Origin of the sequence: Mycobacterium pseudokansasii (assembly GCF_900566075.1) — a bacterium.
Classification (GTDB): domain Bacteria; phylum Actinomycetota; class Actinomycetes; order Mycobacteriales; family Mycobacteriaceae; genus Mycobacterium; species Mycobacterium pseudokansasii.
In genome coordinates, this window is record NZ_UPHU01000001.1 from 4,208,974 (window position 1) to 4,226,224 (window position 17,251).

The window sequence follows — 17,251 nt, forward strand, 5'->3', positions numbered from 1 at the left end:
CTCAGCCGCGCGGTTTCTCGTTCGGCACCCCGGCTTCGGCCAGCGCCTTGAGCATCAGTTCCGCGACTGCCTGATGGGCTTCGAAGTTCCAGTGAATGCCGTCCGGATTGCCTCGCCCACTCATAATGTGCTCGGCGACGGCGGCTTTGAGATCCACCAGGGGAATGTCGTGGCCCTGCGCCCATTCGGCGATGGCCGCCGCGGTAGCCGCCCGACCGTGGTGCGCCCTGCGGTAGGTCTCGGCGATGTGCACCGACGGCAGGGAGGCCACCACCGGGATACCGGGCCGGTTGAAATCTATTGCGCCGCGGGTCTGTTCGAGGTATTCGACGGTCAGATGCGGGGGTAGCGCGGACCGGGCCACCGGCGAAAACCGGGGCTGCGCCCAGGCGTAGCCGTCGCGCGCCCACCGCCGTAACCAGGGCGGGCGGACGTACCGGATGAGTTCCCGCAGCGCGGTCGGCAGCACCGACGGCAGCGAATCCATCCCGCTGGTGGCGAAGACCACCGCTCCCGCCCGGGGCAGCGCCGCCCACGACCGCGGGTCCTGGGTCGCCGCCCACCATACGTCCCGGCACGTCCAGCCGATGCGGCCGATCAATTCTAGATCCCAATCAAGTTGGGCTGCAACGATATTGGGCCAGATTCGTGGGTCGTCGGCGGGTAGGCCGCCGGTGGGCCCGTAATAGGCCAGCGAGTCGGCGAAGACCAGCAGCACCGGCCGAGCCTCAGACGACATCGCCGACAACCTGAGCCGAGGCATTCCACACATCGAGGCGCCAGCGGATGTGGCCGTCGGCACCGGTCGAATGTCCGCTGAGTTGCGTCCAACTGGCATTGCCCATACCACCCAGGGCGGGCCAGTGGGCTACCGGCAGCTGCAGCAGCGCGGCGGTCAGCGCGGCGATGAGCCCCCCGTGGGTCACCAGCACCACCGGTCGATCCGGTTGTTGGGGGTCACCCCATCCGGGTTCGCCGTACACCAGTTCGGTGACCACCGGCAGACTTCGGGCGGCGACGTCAATCCTGCTTTCCCCGCCGTGCGGTGCCGACGCCGCATCCTCCCGCCACGCCAGCCGCGCACCGGGTGCTTCGTCGTCGATCTCGGCGTGGGTCATGCCCTGCCAGTCGCTGATGTGAGTTTCGCGCAACCGGCGGTCAACCCGGACCGGCAATCCGGTCCGTTCTCCCAGCGTCATCGCCGTGTCGTAGGCGCGCCGCAGATCCGACGACACGATCAGCAGCGGCTGCATCTTGCCCAGCGCTTCGGCGGCGGCGACCGCCTGGGCTCGGCCCAGGTCGGTCAGGTGGGTGTCCAGGTGGCCCTGCATCCGGCTGCCGAGGTTGAAATCGGTCTGCCCGTGACGCAGCATCACCAGCCGCCGCACCCTCATTGCAGATCCTCGGAGGTCGGCGCCAAGTCGACCGGCACCACCGGGCAGTCGCTCCACAGCCGGTCCAGGGCGTAGAAGTCGCGGTCGTCCTGGTGCTGGACATGCACGACGATGTCGCGGTAATCCAGCAACGTCCAGCGGCCTTCCCGGGCGCCCTCGCGCCGCGCCGGCCGGTAACCCGCCCGGCGCATCTTCTCCTCGACTTCGTCGACGATCGCGTTGACCTGCCGTTCGTTGGACGCCGAGGCAATGACGAAACAGTCCGTGATGACCAATTGCCCGGAGACGTCGATGACCACGACGTCGTCGGCGAGCTTGGCTGCGGCCGCACCGGCGGCCACGGTCGCCATGTCGATGGCTTCCCGAGTGGCGGTCATGCGCTGTTCCCCGCGGTCAGGCTGGAGCCCGTGGGGTTCGCGGGCTCCTCGGGTTTGCCGTAGAGGCGGCGCTTGGAGACGTACTGCACGACGCCGTCGGGCATCAGGTACCACAATGGCCGTGATTCCGCGGCCCGCTGACGGCAGTCGGTGGACGAGATGGCCAGCGCCGGGATCTCGACCAGGGTCAAAGCATCCTCGGATAATCCGGCCAGGGCGGCGGTGACATGGTCGTGGCGCAGGTCGTAGCCGGGCCGGCTGACACCGACGAACCGCGCCAGCTCGAACAGCTCCTCCCAGCGGTGCCACGACAGAATCGACGCCAGCGCGTCGGCGCCGGTGATGAAGTACAGCTGCGCCTCCGGGTCCAGGTCGTGCAGATCGCGCAACGTGTCCTTGGTGTAGGTGGGGCCGCCGCGGTCGATGTCGACCCGGCTCACCGAAAAGCGGGGATTGGACGCGGTCGCGATCACCGTCATCAGATAGCGGTCCTCGGCGGCGGAAACGTCGCCGCCCTTCTGCCAGGGCTGGCCGCTGGGCACGAACACCACTTCGTCCAGGTCGAACCGGTCGGCCACCTCGCTGCCGGCCACCAAGTGGCCGTGGTGGATGGGATCGAACGTCCCACCCATCACTCCCAGCCTGCGACGGTGCTTTTGCACGATGTGCCAGCTTACTTCGACCTTTCGCGGATCCGGTGACGCGGTTCAGCTGGCCGGCATCGTCGACGATGCGCTGAGCGGTGCGGCGGCCGAAGAGCATCGGCTGGCCCTGGCACGCCGGAATCGGCGGGCGCCGGACGTCTCCGCGCCTCACTCGGAAATTCCTGGTTGACCTGACCACGAATGCTGCTGGTCAACGATGTCCTCTTGCGCAGCCCCGGATGCCGGGCTCTGTTTTCGGCACATCTTGGCTCTGTTTTCGGCACGCCGATAGGTCAGCTTGAAACTCAAACCGCTCGTAATGGCAGGCTTTCGGGAGATGCGTCAGGTGCTCACCGAATCGGCGGCCATGCCACCGTATCGAGTGTGCAGTGACGGCTTTGACTGTGTATGTAGGGCGGGCACGTCCACGATTCGGCCGCCCCTGACGCACACTCGGCCCCGTCAATGCACACTCGGCGCCGTCAGCCACCGACCCAACCGCACAGCACGCGGTCTCCATCTCCCCACACCGGGGCGCGGCGCGACGACCCGCCCGGAGCTGAACATCGAGTTGCTGGCCTGAGCGCCGCGATCCGCCAGCCATTCGTTGGTCGACACCAGTTCGCCGGAAACCGGGCCTAAGCCGGCCCAAGCCATTGCTTCAATGCCGGTGTAACCGCGCGCTAGGTCGTGTAAAAGGTGTCTGTGGACAATTTGGCGCCCAGCCCGGACCAGCCCACATCACTGCTGAAGGAGTCCATGACCCGGCGGTTCTACACCCGCTCCCAGGTCACCGGCGAGATCACGCTGCCCGCCGTTCCGGGCATGATCGACGAATACGTGACGATGTGCGCCAAGCTTTTTGCCACGGTGGGCCGGCGGTTTTCCGACGACGAACTTGCCCATGTCAGAAAGGTCCTCGAGGCCCAATTGGCCGAGGCGTACGGGGCGTCGCATCGCTCGAACATCATCATCTCGTTCAACGCTCCCATCGGCCCGACCTTGCACTACCAAGTGCGGGCCCATTGGCGGACCGTGGCGCAAGAATACGAGAGCTGGATCAGCACCCGCGAGCCCCCACTTTTCGGCACCGAACCCGATGCGCGGGTGTGGGCCCTGTCCAATGAAGCGGCCGAACCACGCACGCATCGGGTGCTGGAGATCGGGGCAGGCACCGGCCGGAACGCCCTGGCGCTGGCGCGGCGCGGGCACCCGGTCGACGTGGTGGAGATGACTCCGAAGTTCGCCGACATCATCCGCTGCGACGCCGAACGGGAATCCCTCGACGTGCGGGTCATCGTGCGCGACGTCTTCTCGAGCATGGACGAGCTGCGGCGCGACTACCAGTTGATCGTGCTCTCCGAGGTGGTATCTGATTTCCGGACGGCACAGCAGTTGCGCGGCCTGTTCGAACTGGCGGCGCATTGCCTGGTTCCCGGCGGACGCTTGGTGTTCAACACCTTCCTGACACACCCGGACTACATACTCGACGAGGCCACCCGGGAGTTCGGGCAACAGGTGTACACGAGCATCTTCACCCGACCGGAGATGTCGGCTGCCGCGGCCGGGCTTCCGCTCGAGCTCGTCGGCGACGACTCGGTCTACGACTACGAGAAGGCGCACCTGCCCCCGGGCGCCTGGCCGCCCACCAGCTGGTACGCCGACTGGGTCAGCGGCCTCGACGTGTTCCCCGTCGAGCGGGAGACAAGCCCGATCACGATGCGCTGGCTGGTCTTCCGGAAAACGCGCTAGATCCCGTCACACCGGCAACAGCCGGTCGATCACCTCGGCCAGCTGTTTGGCCGAACGGCATTCGTGCATCGTGATCACGTCCTGGTAGCGCGGCACTGCCGAGTCGCCGCTGCCCCACAGGTGTTTGGGCTCGGGGTTGAGCCAGTGCGCGTGCCGGCTCGCGGTGACCATGTCGGCCAGCACGTCCACTGCCGGGTTGCGGTAGTTGGTGCGGCCGTCGCCGAGTACCAGCAGTGAGCTGCGCGGCGACAGCACGCTCGGAAAAGCCTGCATGAAGGACACGAACGCGTTGCCATAGTCGGAATGACCGTCGCGGTTGTACACACCGGCTTCCCGGGTGATCCGCTGAATCGCCACGGCCAGATCGGCTTCCGGGCCGAACATGTGGGTCACTTCGTCGGTGGTGTCGATGAAGGCGAACACCCGAACGCGGGAAAACTGTTGGCGCAGCGCATGGACCAGCAACAGCGTGAAGTGGCTGAACCCGGCGACGGACCCGGAAACGTCGCACAGGACAACCAGTTCCGGGCGTGCCGGGCGCGGTTTGCGCAGCACCACGTCGATCGGGACGCCGCCGGTGGACATCGATTTGCGCAGCGTCTTTCGCAGGTCGATCGATCCGGCGCGGGCCCGGCGCCGGCGCGCCGCCAGCCGAGTGGCCAGCGTTCGGGCCAGCGGGGCCACCACCCGGCGCATCTGGCGAAGTTGCTCACCGGAAGCCCGCAGGAACTCGACGTTTTCGGAAAGCTGCGGGATGCCGTACATCTGGACGTGGTCGCGGCCCAGTTGTTCGGCGGTGCGGCGTTTGGTCTCGGCGTCGACCATCTTACGTAATTGCGTGATCCTTTGCGCCGCAAGCGCTTTGGCGATCTGCTCCTGGGTGGGGGTGGGCGCGTCGCCGTACGGGGCCAGCAGCCCGGCCAGCAGCTTGCCCTCCAGTTCGTCCAGCGCCATCGCTTTGAGCGCCTGATACGACGAGAACGACGGGCCGCGGCTGGAGCTGTACTTGCCGTAGACCTCGACAATGCGCGCGATCATCGCCACCAACCGCTCGTCCATGTCGGCCAGGTCGGGGTTGTCGGTGAGCAGATCCAGCAGCATCTGCCGCATCGCCTCGACGTCGTCGGGTGGCAGGGAATCGTCCTCGTCGACGTCTTCCGCGGTGACGGCCGCGCGCGCACCCAGTGCGGCGGGAAACCACAGGTCGAACATCGCGTCGTAGGTTTCGCGGTGATCGGGCCGGCGCAGCACCGCGCACGCGATGCCTTCCCGCAACACCTCACGATCGCCCAGACCCAGGGTGGCCATCACCCGCCCGGCGTCCACCGTTTCGGACGGACCCACCGAAATCCCCACGGCGCGAAGCGCTTCCACGAACCCAACCAGATGGCCGGGCAGCCCGTGCGGGGCCAGCGGGCGGGTGGGTCGGATACGTCGGGTGGCCATCGGTGCGGCCCCTTCAGTTGAGCCGCAGCTCGCCGGCCGCGCGCTGCTGGTCGGATTGGTGTTTGAGCACGACGCCGAGCGTGGCGGCGACCACGGCGTCGTCGATGGTGTCCAGGCCCAGCGCCAGCACCGTGCGGCCCCAGTCGATGGTCTCGGCGATCGACGGCACCTTCTTGAGCTGCATGCCGCGCAGCACCCCGATGATGCGCACCAGCTCCTCGGCCAGGTGCTCGGGCAGTTCGGGAACCCGTGACAACAGGATCCGGCGTTCCAGTTCGGGGCTCGGAAAGTCGATGTGCAGGAACAGGCAACGACGCTTGAGCGCCTCGGACAGCTCCCGGGTCGCGTTGGAGGTCAATACCACGAACGGCGCCCGCTCCGCGGTGAGCGTGCCCAGCTCGGGAACGGTCACCGCGAAATCGGAGAGCACCTCCAGCAGCAGTCCTTCGATTTCGATGTCGGCTTTGTCGGTTTCGTCGATCAGCAGCACCGTCGGGTCGGTGCGCCGGATCGCCGTCAGCAACGGCCGCTGCAGCAGGAACTCCTCGCTGAACACGTCGTCTTTTGTGGTCTGCCAGTCGCCCGAGCCGGCCTGGATGCGCAGGATCTGCTTGGCGTGGTTCCACTCGTAGAGGGCCCGGGCCTCGTCGACGCCCTCGTAGCACTGCAGCCGGACCAGTCCGGACCCGGTGGCCTGGGCGACGGCGCGGGCGAGTTCGGTTTTGCCGACGCCGGCCGGGCCTTCCACCAGCAGCGGCTTGCCCAGCCGGTCGGCGAGGAAGACGGCGGTCGAGGTGGCGGTGTCGGGCAGGTAGCCGGTCTCGGCCAGCCGCCGCGAGACGTCGGCGATATCGGCGAATAGTGGCGTGGACCGAGCGGGTACCGTCACAATCAGTTCTCCTTAACAGGGCCGGCTAGGCCGGACGAGTATGGCCGTCTCCCCACACGATCCACTTGGTCGAGGTCAGTTCCGGCAGTCCCATCGGGCCGCGGGCATGCAGTTTCTGGGTGGAGATGCCGATCTCGGCTCCGAAGCCGAACTGCTCACCGTCGGTGAACGCCGTCGACGCGTTGACCATGACCGCGGCCGCATCGACCCGTTCGGTGAACCGTTGAGCCGCAGCAAGATTGGTGGTCACGATGGCTTCGGTGTGCCCGGTGCCGTACTCGTTGATGTGAGCGATCGCCGCGTCGACACCGTCGACCACGGCCACCGCGATCTCCATCGCCAGGTATTCCCGGCGCAGGTTGTCGTCGTCGGCTTTCTCATCAGCACAGAGGTGAACGGTGACGCCGGCGTCCTGCAGCACCGCCAGTAGCCGGGGCATCGCGTGATCGGCAATCGCCGCGTCGACCAGCAGCGTCTCGGCGGCGTTGCAGACGCTGGGCCGGCGGGTCTTGGAGTTCAGCAGCACCCGTTCGGCCACGTCGAGGTCGGCGGCTTCGTGGACGTAGACATGGCAGTTGCCCACCCCGGTCTCGATGGTGGGCACCTGCGCATCGCGCACCACGGCCTCGATCAGGCCCGCTCCCCCGCGCGGAATGGCCACGTCGACCAGGCCGCGAGCCTGGATCAGGTGGGTCACGGTGGACCGGTCGGCGGCCGACAGCAGCTGTACCGCGTCGGCCGGCAGATCCTGACCGACCAGCGCCGTGCGCAACACCGTGACCAGGGCTTCGTTGGACCGCGCCGCCGAGGAGCTGCCGCGCAGCAAAGCGGCGTTGCCCGACTTGAGCGTGAGGCCGAAGGCGTCGACGGTGACGTTGGGCCGGCCCTCGTAGATCATCCCGACCACGCCGAGCGGGACGCGTTGCTGGCGCAGCTGCAGCCCGTTGGGCAGGGTGTAGCCGCGCAGCACCTCACCGACCGGGTCGGGCAGCCCGGCGACCTGCCGCAGACCCGCGGCGATGCCGTCGATGCGTTGCGGATTGAGTGCCAGCCGGTCGAGCATCGCGCTGGGCGTGCCGGCGTGTCGCGCCGCGTTGAGGTCTTCGGCATTGGCGGCCAGTATCTGGTCGGCGCGCGACAAGATCTCATCGGCGGCGGCATGCAACGCGCGGTCTTTGACGACCGTCGGCGTCGAGGCCAGCAGCCGCGCGGCCACCCGGGCCCGGCGTGCGGCGTTGTGCACCTCTTGACGCAAATCAGGCTGCGATGGTGCTTGCACACTCATCATCCCAGGGTAACGGGCGTTAGCCGACCGGGCGCGGCCCGGTTCTGGTTGGGAGAACCTGCCGCGAGCTGCGCCCAGCGACATGCAGCGGCATCCAGCCACATACATTGTGTGAGCGTCGGTGGGAGCCCCGCGAATGGAAAACCGGCGAACGGAAGAAAGACGGAAGAAGGGAAGACGTGGATGCCTTGTGACGGATCCGCTGCCGGCGACGAGTCCGCCCGGAAGCTCACGCACCAAGAATTCGGCAAACTCACCGTCTTTCCGGCGCGCGAGATCATCACCATGTGCGAGGCGATGCCCACGGCGACGGCAGTGGCCGTGGGTGGCGGCAAGATCGTGGCCGTCGGCACCATGGACACGCTGCAGCCGTGGCTGGACCGCTATGAGTACGACGTCGATGACCGGATGAAGGACAAGGTCTTGATGCCCGGCTTCATCGATCCGCACGTTCATCCGTCCTTGCCCGCCGTGCTGACGCAGTATCCGTTCCTGGCCCCCGACGACTGGACGCTTCCGACCGGCAAGTTCCCCGGCGCGAGAACTCCGGAGTCCTACCTGGCCGCGCTCGACAAACTGGTTGCGGCCCACCAGGACTGGACGGTGCCGTTCGTCTCGTGGGGCTACCATCCGCTGTGGCACGGACACCTGACGAGGGCCGACCTGACCCAGCGCTACCGCGACAAGCCGATCATCTTGTGGCATCGCTCATTTCATGAACTCCTGCTCAACGACGCGGCGCTCAACTGGACCGGGGTGGCCGAAGAACAGTTCAAGGACCATCCCGAGGCCGACTGGGCACAAGGTCGGTTCTGGGAAAACGCCGCCCAGAGCCTCATGAACACGCCCTTCGGCAAACTGCACTTCGATCCGGCCGGCTACCGCAGGGGGATGCAGAACTTCCTGGAAATGGTGCATATGGGCGGCGTGACCACGTGCCTGGACATGGGAGTCGGTATCTTCGGTGATCCGGTCGGCGAGACCAAGCTCATCCGCGACACCGCCGAATCGATGGAGGCGCCGTGCCGCATCATTCTCACGCCCACCACGGCTGACTTCATCCCGCGCGGCATCCCGCCAGAAGAAGCGCTCCATGCGGCCGAAGAATGGGCAACCCACAACAGCCGGCGGGTGATGTTCGATCGCCATTTCAAGCTGCAGGTCGATGGCGCCATTTTCAGCGGGCTGTCCCAGTGCGACTTCCCCGGGTATCTGGACGGGCACACCGGCGTATGGATGGCCTCGCCGGATCAGTTGTACAGCTACGCCGAGCCGTTCTGGAAGGCCGGCTACCAGCTGCACGCCCATATCAACGGCGACCTCAGCTCCCGGTTCTACATCGACCTCGTTCGGAGGCTGCAGGACGTCAAACCCCGCTTCGGCCACCGCGCGACGCTGGAACACTATGCCTTCAACAGCGAGGACCAGTGCCGGCAAATGAACGAGATCGGCATGCTGGTCTCCTGCAACGCCTACTACCTGTACATGCTCAGCGACGTCTTCAGCGAGCAATGGCTGGGCCCGGACCGCGGAACGCAGATGGTGCGCATGGGGATGCTGGAGCGCATGGGTGTGCCGTTCACCGTGCACTCCGACTGTCCGATGGCGCCGTTGTCACCGCTCACCCTGGCCTGGGTGGCGGCCAACCGGGTGACGATCAACGGCAATCTGAACTGTCCGCAGGAGCGGGTGAGCGTGCACACCGCGCTGAAGGCGATCACCATCGACGCCGCCTGGATCCTGCGCAAAGAAGACGAGATCGGCTCCATTCGCGCCGGCAAGAAAGCCGATTTCGCGGTGCTCCACGAAAACCCGTATCACGTTGGCGCGGAAGGCCTCAAGGACGTCGGCGTCTGGGGCACGGTGTTCGAGGGAGAAGCGCATCCGCTCGGGTGAAGGCCACCGCAATGGGCGCCGGCGCGCACCTCGGTGCTCGGCAGCAGTTCCTCAGTTGAGCCATTCCCGATGCAGACTCTGGCGCACCTGGCTTTGCCGCTCTTCGAGGATGTGGCCGAAGTCCTGCAGCAGCAACGGCTGACGCATCACGAGATGCTCGACGTGCTCGCGACCGATCTCCACCGTGGTCACCTCGTCGATCGCGTAGGCGTTGGAGAGATTGGGCTGCCGGGTCAGCGCGGTCAGACCCAGGAAGCCGCCTTCTTCCAAGGTGGTGATCGGCACCACCGATCCGTCGTCGGCCGTCGCGGTCAGCCGCACTCGCCCGGTGGCGACGAACATCATCTCTGCGGGCACCTCGCCCGCGCACTGCACGAGTTCGCCGGCACCGTATCGCAGTATCCTCGCGTGCGACAGCAACGACTGCTGGTCGGCGTCGCTGAGCCGCAATGCCGGTCCCACAACCGCTTTCAGGGCTTCTAGCAAGCGCTCGGTTGTCGAGAAGTCGTCGTCGGCACCGTCGAGGTGCAGGTTTTCCCGGCGTGCGGCATACCAGATCCACCGCAGAAATGTCGCTCGAGCGGCGTTTTCGTCAGCCGGTGACCGCAAGCCGATGGTGGTGCAGTACTCGGCGCCGCCGACCGGTTCGGAGGTGGGGACGAAACCGCTGTAGAGCTGCGGCAGCTCGGCGGCAATCCGCGTCAGCATGGCACAAACCCGGTCGGGCGAGTCTGCGTCGGAAAATGTGGTCTTGATCGCCAGTTGGTAGCCGCCCGCCGGCCGGCTCAGATTGGTGAACGGTGTGCTGGCCAGCACGGAGTTCGGCGTGATCCGCAAGCCACTGCCGGTGTCGATGTGGACGGCGCGCCAGTTCACCTCGACGATTCGTCCCCGCGCGGTGGCGGTGTCGAGCCAGTCGTCGATCTGAAAGGGCTGCTCGAACAACATGAACAGGCCGGACACGATCTGGCCGACGGAGTTCTGCAACATCAGGCCGATGACGACCGATGTCACACCCACGGCGGTGAACAGTCCGCCGATCCGCACACCCCAGACATAGGAGAGGATCACCGCCAGCCCGGCTCCGATGAGCACGAACCGAGCCACGTCCAGGAAGATCACCGGTAGCCGCTTGCGCCAGGAACCTTGCGGAGCTGCGGCGAAGACGGTCGCATTGAGCCCGGATAACAGCAGCACCAGCACCAGGAAACCGAATACCGTGGTGAGAATACGGACGGCATTGTCGTGGGCCGGGACGCCCTCCGAATTCACGATGAGCAGCAGCAGCGCGCCCAGCGGCAGCAAGTAGTTGCGGAGCAGGCTGATCTGCCTGGCGAGATGACTTCCCCTGCGGCGCAACGTGTGCTGCACCTCGGTGAGAATGACGATCAGCACGGGCAGTCCCAGCGCGACCGAGACGGCCCAGTAGAACCACGAGGCGCTGAAGATGTTCATTGGCGTTCCACCAACCGCCAGATTTGCTGCTCGGTACCGCCGACCGAGATGGTTCCGGCCGGCGCGAACTTCCAGATGTCGCGCATCGCGTCGTGTACCTGTGAAGTGACATAGATGCCGGGTTGCGGTGAGCCGCTGTGCATTTGGTAGGCCAGGCTTACCGCGGCACCCCACATGTCGTAAGCGAGGCTGGCGCGACCGACCAAGCCACTGATGACCTTGCCGGTATTGATTCCGACCCGCAGCCGGAGCTTGTGTCGTGACCGGCTGTTGAATCTGTCGATGATGCGCTGGATCTCGATGGCGAAGTCGACGCTTCGGTGGATGTTGTCCAGCCGCGGGGTGGTGGCACCGCAACTGGCCAGGTAGCCGTTGTGGAACGTTCGAATCCGCTCCACGCCGAGCGCTTCGGCCGCAGAGTCGAACTGCCGGAAGAGTTCGTTGACGACCGCGACCAGTTCGTCTCCGGACAGGTCGTCGGACATGTCGTCGAGCCCGACCATGTCGGCGAAGATCACGGCGACGTCCTGGTGTTCCTGTGCGACGGTCTGCACGCCCTCGCGATACCGCTGCACGACCGGTTCGGGCATCAATGACAGCAGCAAGCGATCGTTTTCCTTGCGCTGCTCGTTGAGCAGCTCCTCTTTGATCTTGAGGTTGCGGCTCATCTCGTTGAAAGCCGCAGTGAGATCACCGAGCTCGTCGCGTGACCGCACCGGAACGGTCACCTCGTAGTCGCCGGCGCTGATCCTCTCGGTGCCGGCCTCCAGCCGCCGGATCGGGCGCACCAGCAGCTTGGCAAGCAGCATCGATACCACGCAGATCGCCAGGGTGATCCCCGCGACCGCTAGCACCAGAGTCTTGCCGAACGTGGACAGCCGCTGATAGGCATCCCAGTCGTCCCGGGTGGCCAAGATCGACCAGTGCAGATCGGAGTTCGGCACATCGACCGGCGCGTACGCCTGCAGCTCCCGATTGCCGAGGTAGTCGGTGTCTTTCGTGACGCCGGTCTGGCCGCGTTGGGCGTACCGAACCCCCGCGCTGGGAACCGGCTGCACCAGAACGGTGGTTCCCAGCCGGATCGCGCTGTCCACCACGTCGCCTGGAGTGCCGCCCGCCACCGCCTCCCGTCGATACTTGTCTCGGTCCTGCAGAAACAGCCGTGAATCGGAACGCATCAAGTTGTCCGGGCCCACCAGGTAGGTCTCGGTCGAGCGGCCCATACCGACGGCTTCCCAGTGCTTGTGCGCGTTCATGATGTCGTTGATCTTCGAGATCGGCAACGGCAACGCCATAACGCCTTCGATCTTGCCGGCCATCCCAATCGGCGACACCACCCATGCGGTGGGGGCGTCCAGCTGCGGTTGATACTGCTGGAAATCGGTGATCCATACGAAGTCAACGTTGTTGGAGCGCAACGCTTTCCGGTACGCGTCCCGCAAGACCGTTTCCCGATAGGGCCCGGTGAAGATGTTGGTGCCCAGGTCAGGGCCTTTGCTCACGGTGTAGACGACATTGCCGTGAAGATCGAGCAACAACGCGTCACGATAGTCGAAGCGAGTGACGATCCCGCGGAAGAAGTCGTTGTAGCGGGCATTGGCTGCCGACCACGCGCTGCCGTCACCGGCGTCGCCACACAACACCGATTCGCTCGCCGACGCGCACTGTGCGGTGTAGTTGGCCTGAAGGTACTTCTGCGAGTTGGAGGTCGGCAGCAGCGCATTGACGTCGACATCGTCTCCGGTCAGCTGACTGATCGGTTTGACCACCGCAGTGCTGTAGTAATTGACGATCGACTCCTGCTGGGCCGGGCTGATCGTGGCGTTGGACAACTGGTTGAAGCCGTCGGTGAACGCCTCGATCGCCTGGACGGCACTGAAACCGCTGCTATACACCTCCAGGGAATTGGTGAACTCGCCGAAAAGCCCCTCCAGCTGCCGCTTGTGCGACTCCCGCAACTCGAGCAACCGCTCCGTTGCCACTTGCTGTAACGCGTTGCGCCCGGTCACATAACCGGTGAGGCCGACGACCGCCACCGACATGATGCTGCACAGCAACAGCGTCACCAACAACTTCGATTGGATGCCCATCCGGAACAACCGCAGTAGCCGCCGCCCTCGATTCCCGGTTGGGGCGGGCTCTCCTTGGGATACCGGTTCCGTTGGCTGCCCCGACGTCACTCGGCTTCCTTTCGCTTACGGCGGCAAGACCGGCAGATCACGCAGCAGACTAACGCGAAAATGCGACGAAAAACGGGTTTGGCCGAAACATGCCGCCCCGGCCGCCGCACCTCAGACATGGCGGGGCGCCGTGTTGGCCTATGTTGGCCTATGTTGGTCGATGGCCCGGTTGGTCGATGGCCCGGTTGGTCGATGGCCCGGTTGGTCGACGACTCGGTCGTCACCGTGGCCGGACGCTGGTCCGTCACCCCGGTGCCGCAACTTTGCCTCGGAGGGAACCTCGTATGCGAATCAAAGTGCCCCTGGTTGTCCTGGCCGTCGTAGCGCTCGGCAGTCCCGCAATCGCCGCGGCCGCGCCCAAGACCTACTGCGACGAGCTGAAGGGCACCACTAGCGGCCAGGTATGCCAGATCCAGATGTCGGACCCGGCATACACCGTCAATATCAGCCTGCCGAGCAACTACCCCGACCAGAAATCACTGCAAAGCTACGTCGCCCAGACCCGAGACGACTTCCTCAACGTCGCCAAGTCGTCTGCGCCCCGCGATGCGCCCTACCAGTTGGAGATCACCTCGACCAACTACGAATCGGCGATACCGCCTCGCGGCACCCAGTCCTTGGTACTCAAGGTCGTTCAGAACGTCGGCAGCGGGCAGCCGACGACGAAGTACAAGGCGTTCAACTGGGATCAGGGATATCGCAAGCCGATCACCTACGACACGCTGTGGCAGCCCAAGACCGACCCGCTGCCGACCGTTTTCCCCATCGTGCAAACTGCACTGCAAAAGCAGACCGGACAGCAGGTAGCGCCCACAGCCGGTTTGGATCCGGCGAATTACCAGAATTTCGCGATCACCAATGACGGGGTGACCTTTTTCTTCAACCCGGGTGAGCTGCTGCCCGAGTCCGCCGGCCCCGTCCAGGCATTGGTCTCGCGCTCCGCGATCGACTCGATGCTGGCGTGAGCCAGGTAGCGACGACAGTTGGCTCGAGACTAAAGCGCCACAACTGTCGAAGGTTGCCTTGAGGCCATTGGCGCACCGGAAACGCTCCTTCGGCTGTTCGGTGAGTTTGGTCACCGGTGCGGCTCAACACTGCACCCGCGCCCGGGTTTTCGGCCTGGGGCACGACGCTTACGCTAAGGCCCGGCCTGGCTATGCCGATGCCAGCTGCCGAATCGGTGGTGCCAAAGGCTCCGAATCGGTGGTTGGCGCCGGTTGCACTGTTGTCACTGTTGTCTCCGAGTGGCCGAATCGGCTGAGTTGCATGATAGGGCGGTTCCGGTTTACTGAAGGCGTTCATTTTCACGATCGAGAGAGGCAGAAAGCCCATCGTTGAATTGAGGCTAAGTGGCTGGTGAGGGCCTCACACCAGCAGCGGGAAGGGGCTTTTCGGAACCGGCCAGGCCAAAGACCCTGTTCGACATGCCGGTGATGGCAGCAGCTGCCCAGGGGCGGCCGGTCGCAATCTGGGCAAGCCCGGACCGACCCACGAGCTGGATCGGGCGTTGTTCGTGGGATCCGAGTGCCGATGCGTCGGGATGGTTTGTGGCGCGGGCGCGCGCAATGCGCCCGGCCGTCAGGGTTTCGCACTGAACGGTCAGTGCTCCTAGTTGGAGGTTGTTACTTTGACTGATTGGTCGGGTGGGCGGTTCGATGGCCCCAATCCGGTGGGTCGATCGGATCCCATCGATCCGGGCGCAGATCGCTGGCGACCGCAGCCCCCGCCATCGGGTCAATGGGCGCCCCAACAACCGCCCGCAGCGGGGCCGTGGCAGCCGCAGCAAGCGCCACCGCAGAGCGGTTGGGTCAGCCAGCAACCTCCCGCCGGCACCGAGTGGCAGCCCCATCCGGGTGCACCGGCGCCCATCGGGCCGCCGTTGTTGGGGCAACCGCCGGGCTGGCCACCGGCACCGGGACCACGCAAGAACCGTAAGCCGTTATGGGTGACGCTGGGTGCTGGCGGCGCCGTGCTCGTGGTGGTGGCCATTGTCTTGGTCATCACCCTGGCCGGCCGAGGTGGCCCGGGCCGCGGCGGGTCGGCCGGCGATGCGGTCAAAGGTTATCTGCAGGCACTGGCCCGCGGGGATGCCGAGGCGGCTCTGTCCTACGGCGCTGACCAGCCGGCCACCAAAGAACTACTCACCGAGGAGATCCTCAAGAAGCAGATCGCGCAATGGCCGATCAGCAATATCAGGATCCTCAGCGATGACTCGACGGGGGCCGGTGCCGCGGTCGGCTTCGGTCAGGTGCATGTGGTGGTTAACTTCGGGGACAAGGTTTCCGACACCACCCTGTCGATGAAAAAGGACCACGGTAGCTGGAAACTCCCTTCGGCGGCGATCAAGGTCAAGCCCGGACTCGCCGGCGACAGGGATGCTGCCGGCAAGACGGTGACATTCTTCGGTACGCCCGTCGGTGACTCCACGGTGTATGTGTTTCCCGGCTGGATCGACGTCGGCACGACCAACCCGTACATCACGGTGACGGCGAAACCAATTTTGCTGGACCAGGTTTCGCTGATCAGCGAAACCTGGATACAGCCGACCTTCGTGCTGTCGGATAAGGGCCGCGACGCGGCGCGGGACCAGCTCGCCGCGGCGATGGCCAACTGTCAGAAGTCCAACCTGCTGGCCCCACCCGGCTGCCCGATGAGTGTGGATCCCTACGGCTTGGCCGACGGCACCGCCGCGTGGGGGCCCGCGGATATCAGCGCAGTCAAATTCGACAGCTTCGATCCCTATCGGTTGGCGCTGATGTTTTTCGGCGAGGTCAAAGAGCCGATAGCGGTCAGGACCACCGGCGGCGCCACCAAGCAGGGCGAGGCAAGCCAATTCCTTTCGGGCACCGCCGATCTGGCCAAGACACCGCCGGAACTCAATTTTCGATGAGCCCCGATACCCCGTTCTTGACGTGTGGAAGGCCGCGATGACCGCAATGCGAGTGCAACCCAACCATCACGACGTCGACGCCGCCCAGCGCAGCATCGCCGCGCTGTCACATGCGTTCAGCATCAAGGTGGTTGGGCAGGATAACCTGCGTGAGTCGCTGTTGATCGGGCTGCTCGCCGGCGGTCATGTGTTGATCGAAAGCGTTCCGGGACTTGCCAAAACGACGGCCGCCAGGGTCATCGCCGAATCGATCCACGGCCGGTTCCAACGCATTCAATGCACGCCGGACCTGTTACCCAGCGATATTCTCGGTACCCAGGTGTACGAAGCGGAAACAAACTCGTTCGCCACCCAGCTGGGTCCGGTGCATGCCAACATCGTACTGCTCGATGAGATCAACCGCTCGAGCGCCAAGACTCAAAGCGCGATGCTCGAGGCGATGGAGGAACGCCAGACCACCATCGCCGGAACGGTCTACCCGATACCGCAGCCGTTCCTGGTGATCGCCACCCAAAACCCGGTGGACCAGGAGGGCACCTATCCGCTATCAGAGGCCCAGACCGACCGCTTCATGCTCAAAGACATCGTGCACTATCCGACTGCGCAGGAAGAAGTGGAGGTCATGGTCCGCCGCGACGCCGGTATCTACGACAAAGACCGTCCGATCGATCCGGCGATCGGACGGGACGATGTGCGCCGGCTACAAGCGGTGGTGCGCGGCATCCACATGGACCCCGCCTTGATGCACTACGCAAGCCAACTGGTTGCCGTCAGTCGCAACCCGTCGCAGTTCTTACCGCCGCAGCTGGCCCGAGTGATCGAATACGGCGCCTCGCCGCGGGCTACCATTGCGTTCTGCGAAAGCGCCCGCGCGCTGGCACTGCTGCGTGGCCGGAACCACGTGCGGCCGGAAGACATTCAGCATCTGGCCCATCGGGTGTTGGGACATCGGTTAATTCTGGGCTTCGAAGCCAGCAGCGCAAAAATCACCCCGCAAGTCGCGGTCGACGCAATCCTGCAAGCGGTGCGGGTGCCCTGAGCAC

Annotated in this window: 15 protein-coding genes; 6 read left to right on the plus strand and 9 right to left on the minus strand. The window is 65.4% G+C overall.

Features of this window, described 5'->3' with window-relative positions; translation table 11 throughout:
* Position 1: 1 nt before the first annotated feature.
* From octT to nadD, 4 genes are read right to left on the minus strand one after another with little or no spacing between them, the layout of a single operon-like run.
* Positions 2–739 (minus strand): diglucosylglycerate octanoyltransferase, encoded by a 738-nt coding sequence (gene octT, locus EET10_RS18940; RefSeq protein WP_036399983.1) that lies wholly within the window; start codon positions 737–739, stop codon positions 2–4.
* Positions 729–1,394, minus strand: coding sequence for a glucosyl-3-phosphoglycerate phosphatase (gene gpgP, locus EET10_RS18945; protein ID WP_036399986.1), 666 nt, complete (start codon positions 1,392–1,394; stop codon positions 729–731). The genes octT and gpgP overlap by 11 nt, the downstream gene beginning before the upstream one ends.
* The gene (gene rsfS / locus EET10_RS18950; protein WP_036399988.1) at positions 1,391–1,771 is read right to left on the minus strand and encodes a ribosome silencing factor; all 381 of its coding nucleotides are present in this window, start codon (positions 1,769–1,771) and stop codon (positions 1,391–1,393) included. Before rsfS ends, gpgP begins: the two co-directional genes overlap by 4 nt.
* The gene (gene nadD / locus EET10_RS18955; RefSeq protein WP_122502402.1) at positions 1,768–2,433 is read right to left on the minus strand and encodes a nicotinate-nucleotide adenylyltransferase; all 666 of its coding nucleotides are present in this window, start codon (positions 2,431–2,433) and stop codon (positions 1,768–1,770) included. The genes rsfS and nadD overlap by 4 nt, the downstream gene beginning before the upstream one ends.
* Position 2,434: 1 nt before the next feature.
* On the opposite strand from nadD, the gene EET10_RS30265 reads away from it, so the two are divergent.
* Together EET10_RS30265 and EET10_RS18965 are read left to right on the plus strand one after the other, a co-directional pair.
* Positions 2,435–2,605 carry a hypothetical protein gene (locus EET10_RS30265; RefSeq protein WP_218028475.1) on the plus strand — a complete coding sequence of 57 codons (171 nt, stop codon included), beginning with the start codon at positions 2,435–2,437 and terminating at the stop codon, positions 2,603–2,605.
* Between the two features lie 569 nt (positions 2,606–3,174).
* Entirely contained in the window at positions 3,175–4,167 is a 993-nt protein-coding gene (locus EET10_RS18965; protein ID WP_051490338.1) for a class I SAM-dependent methyltransferase, read from the plus strand.
* 6 nt (positions 4,168–4,173) lie between these two features.
* Here EET10_RS18965 and EET10_RS18970 read toward each other — a convergent pair whose 3' ends face one another.
* The 3 genes from EET10_RS18970 to EET10_RS18980 are packed head-to-tail and all read right to left on the minus strand — an operon-like array spanning position 4,174 to position 7,787.
* Positions 4,174–5,613 (minus strand): vWA domain-containing protein, encoded by a 1,440-nt coding sequence (locus tag EET10_RS18970; RefSeq protein WP_063467695.1) that lies wholly within the window; start codon positions 5,611–5,613, stop codon positions 4,174–4,176.
* A gap of 13 nt (positions 5,614–5,626) precedes the next feature.
* A complete protein-coding gene (locus EET10_RS18975) occupies positions 5,627–6,502 on the minus strand; it encodes an AAA family ATPase (RefSeq protein WP_036399995.1) in 876 nt (291 codons plus the stop codon).
* A 25-nt stretch (positions 6,503–6,527) separates the two neighbouring features.
* Complete coding sequence (locus tag EET10_RS18980) at positions 6,528–7,787, minus strand: glutamate-5-semialdehyde dehydrogenase (protein WP_036400649.1); 1,260 nt, start codon at positions 7,785–7,787, stop codon at positions 6,528–6,530.
* Between the two features lie 183 nt (positions 7,788–7,970).
* Between EET10_RS18980 and EET10_RS18985 the strand changes: the two genes are divergently transcribed.
* Positions 7,971–9,683: an amidohydrolase gene (locus EET10_RS18985; protein WP_122502404.1), complete on the plus strand. Its 1,713-nt coding sequence runs from the start codon at positions 7,971–7,973 to the stop codon at positions 9,681–9,683.
* A 51-nt stretch (positions 9,684–9,734) separates the two neighbouring features.
* Here EET10_RS18985 and EET10_RS18990 read toward each other — a convergent pair whose 3' ends face one another.
* Together EET10_RS18990 and EET10_RS18995 are read right to left on the minus strand one after the other, a co-directional pair.
* Entirely contained in the window at positions 9,735–11,138 is a 1,404-nt protein-coding gene (locus tag EET10_RS18990) for a mechanosensitive ion channel family protein (protein WP_063467696.1), read from the minus strand.
* Complete coding sequence (locus EET10_RS18995; protein WP_082276260.1) at positions 11,135–13,318, minus strand: adenylate/guanylate cyclase domain-containing protein; 2,184 nt, start codon at positions 13,316–13,318, stop codon at positions 11,135–11,137. The genes EET10_RS18990 and EET10_RS18995 overlap by 4 nt, the downstream gene beginning before the upstream one ends.
* 284 nt (positions 13,319–13,602) lie before the next feature.
* Here EET10_RS18995 and EET10_RS19000 point away from each other — a divergent pair, with 284 nt between their 5' ends.
* The 3 genes from EET10_RS19000 (at position 13,603) to EET10_RS19010 (ending at position 17,247) form a co-directional block, all read left to right on the plus strand.
* Positions 13,603–14,283: an esterase gene (locus EET10_RS19000; protein WP_036400002.1), complete on the plus strand. Its 681-nt coding sequence runs from the start codon at positions 13,603–13,605 to the stop codon at positions 14,281–14,283.
* A gap of 980 nt (positions 14,284–15,263) precedes the next feature.
* Positions 15,264–16,208: a DUF4878 domain-containing protein gene (locus EET10_RS19005; protein ID WP_051490292.1), complete on the plus strand. Its 945-nt coding sequence runs from the start codon at positions 15,264–15,266 to the stop codon at positions 16,206–16,208.
* 37 nt (positions 16,209–16,245) lie between these two features.
* Complete coding sequence (locus EET10_RS19010; RefSeq protein WP_122502826.1) at positions 16,246–17,247, plus strand: AAA family ATPase; 1,002 nt, start codon at positions 16,246–16,248, stop codon at positions 17,245–17,247.
* Positions 17,248–17,251 lie beyond the last annotated feature (4 nt).

What these genes read in the sequence shown, in the direction of transcription:
- octT (WP_036399983.1), bottom strand. Translation starts at nt 739, where the DNA reads ATGTCGTCTGAGGCTCGGCCGGTGCTGCTGGTCTTCGCCGACTCGCTG.
- gpgP (WP_036399986.1), bottom strand. Translation starts at nt 1,394, where the DNA reads ATGAGGGTGCGGCGGCTGGTGATGCTGCGTCACGGGCAGACCGATTTC.
- rsfS (WP_036399988.1), bottom strand. Translation starts at nt 1,771, where the DNA reads ATGACCGCCACTCGGGAAGCCATCGACATGGCGACCGTGGCCGCCGGT.
- EET10_RS30265 (WP_218028475.1), top strand. Translation starts at nt 2,435, where the DNA reads ATGTGCCAGCTTACTTCGACCTTTCGCGGATCCGGTGACGCGGTTCAG.
- EET10_RS18965 (WP_051490338.1), top strand. Translation starts at nt 3,175, where the DNA reads ATGACCCGGCGGTTCTACACCCGCTCCCAGGTCACCGGCGAGATCACG.
- EET10_RS18970 (WP_063467695.1), bottom strand. Translation starts at nt 5,613, where the DNA reads ATGGCCACCCGACGTATCCGACCCACCCGCCCGCTGGCCCCGCACGGG.
- EET10_RS18980 (WP_036400649.1), bottom strand. Translation starts at nt 7,787, where the DNA reads ATGAGTGTGCAAGCACCATCGCAGCCTGATTTGCGTCAAGAGGTGCAC.
- EET10_RS18985 (WP_122502404.1), top strand. Translation starts at nt 7,971, where the DNA reads ATGCCTTGTGACGGATCCGCTGCCGGCGACGAGTCCGCCCGGAAGCTC.
- EET10_RS18990 (WP_063467696.1), bottom strand. Translation starts at nt 11,138, where the DNA reads ATGAACATCTTCAGCGCCTCGTGGTTCTACTGGGCCGTCTCGGTCGCG.
- EET10_RS19000 (WP_036400002.1), top strand. Translation starts at nt 13,603, where the DNA reads ATGCGAATCAAAGTGCCCCTGGTTGTCCTGGCCGTCGTAGCGCTCGGC.
- EET10_RS19010 (WP_122502826.1), top strand. Translation starts at nt 16,246, where the DNA reads ATGACCGCAATGCGAGTGCAACCCAACCATCACGACGTCGACGCCGCC.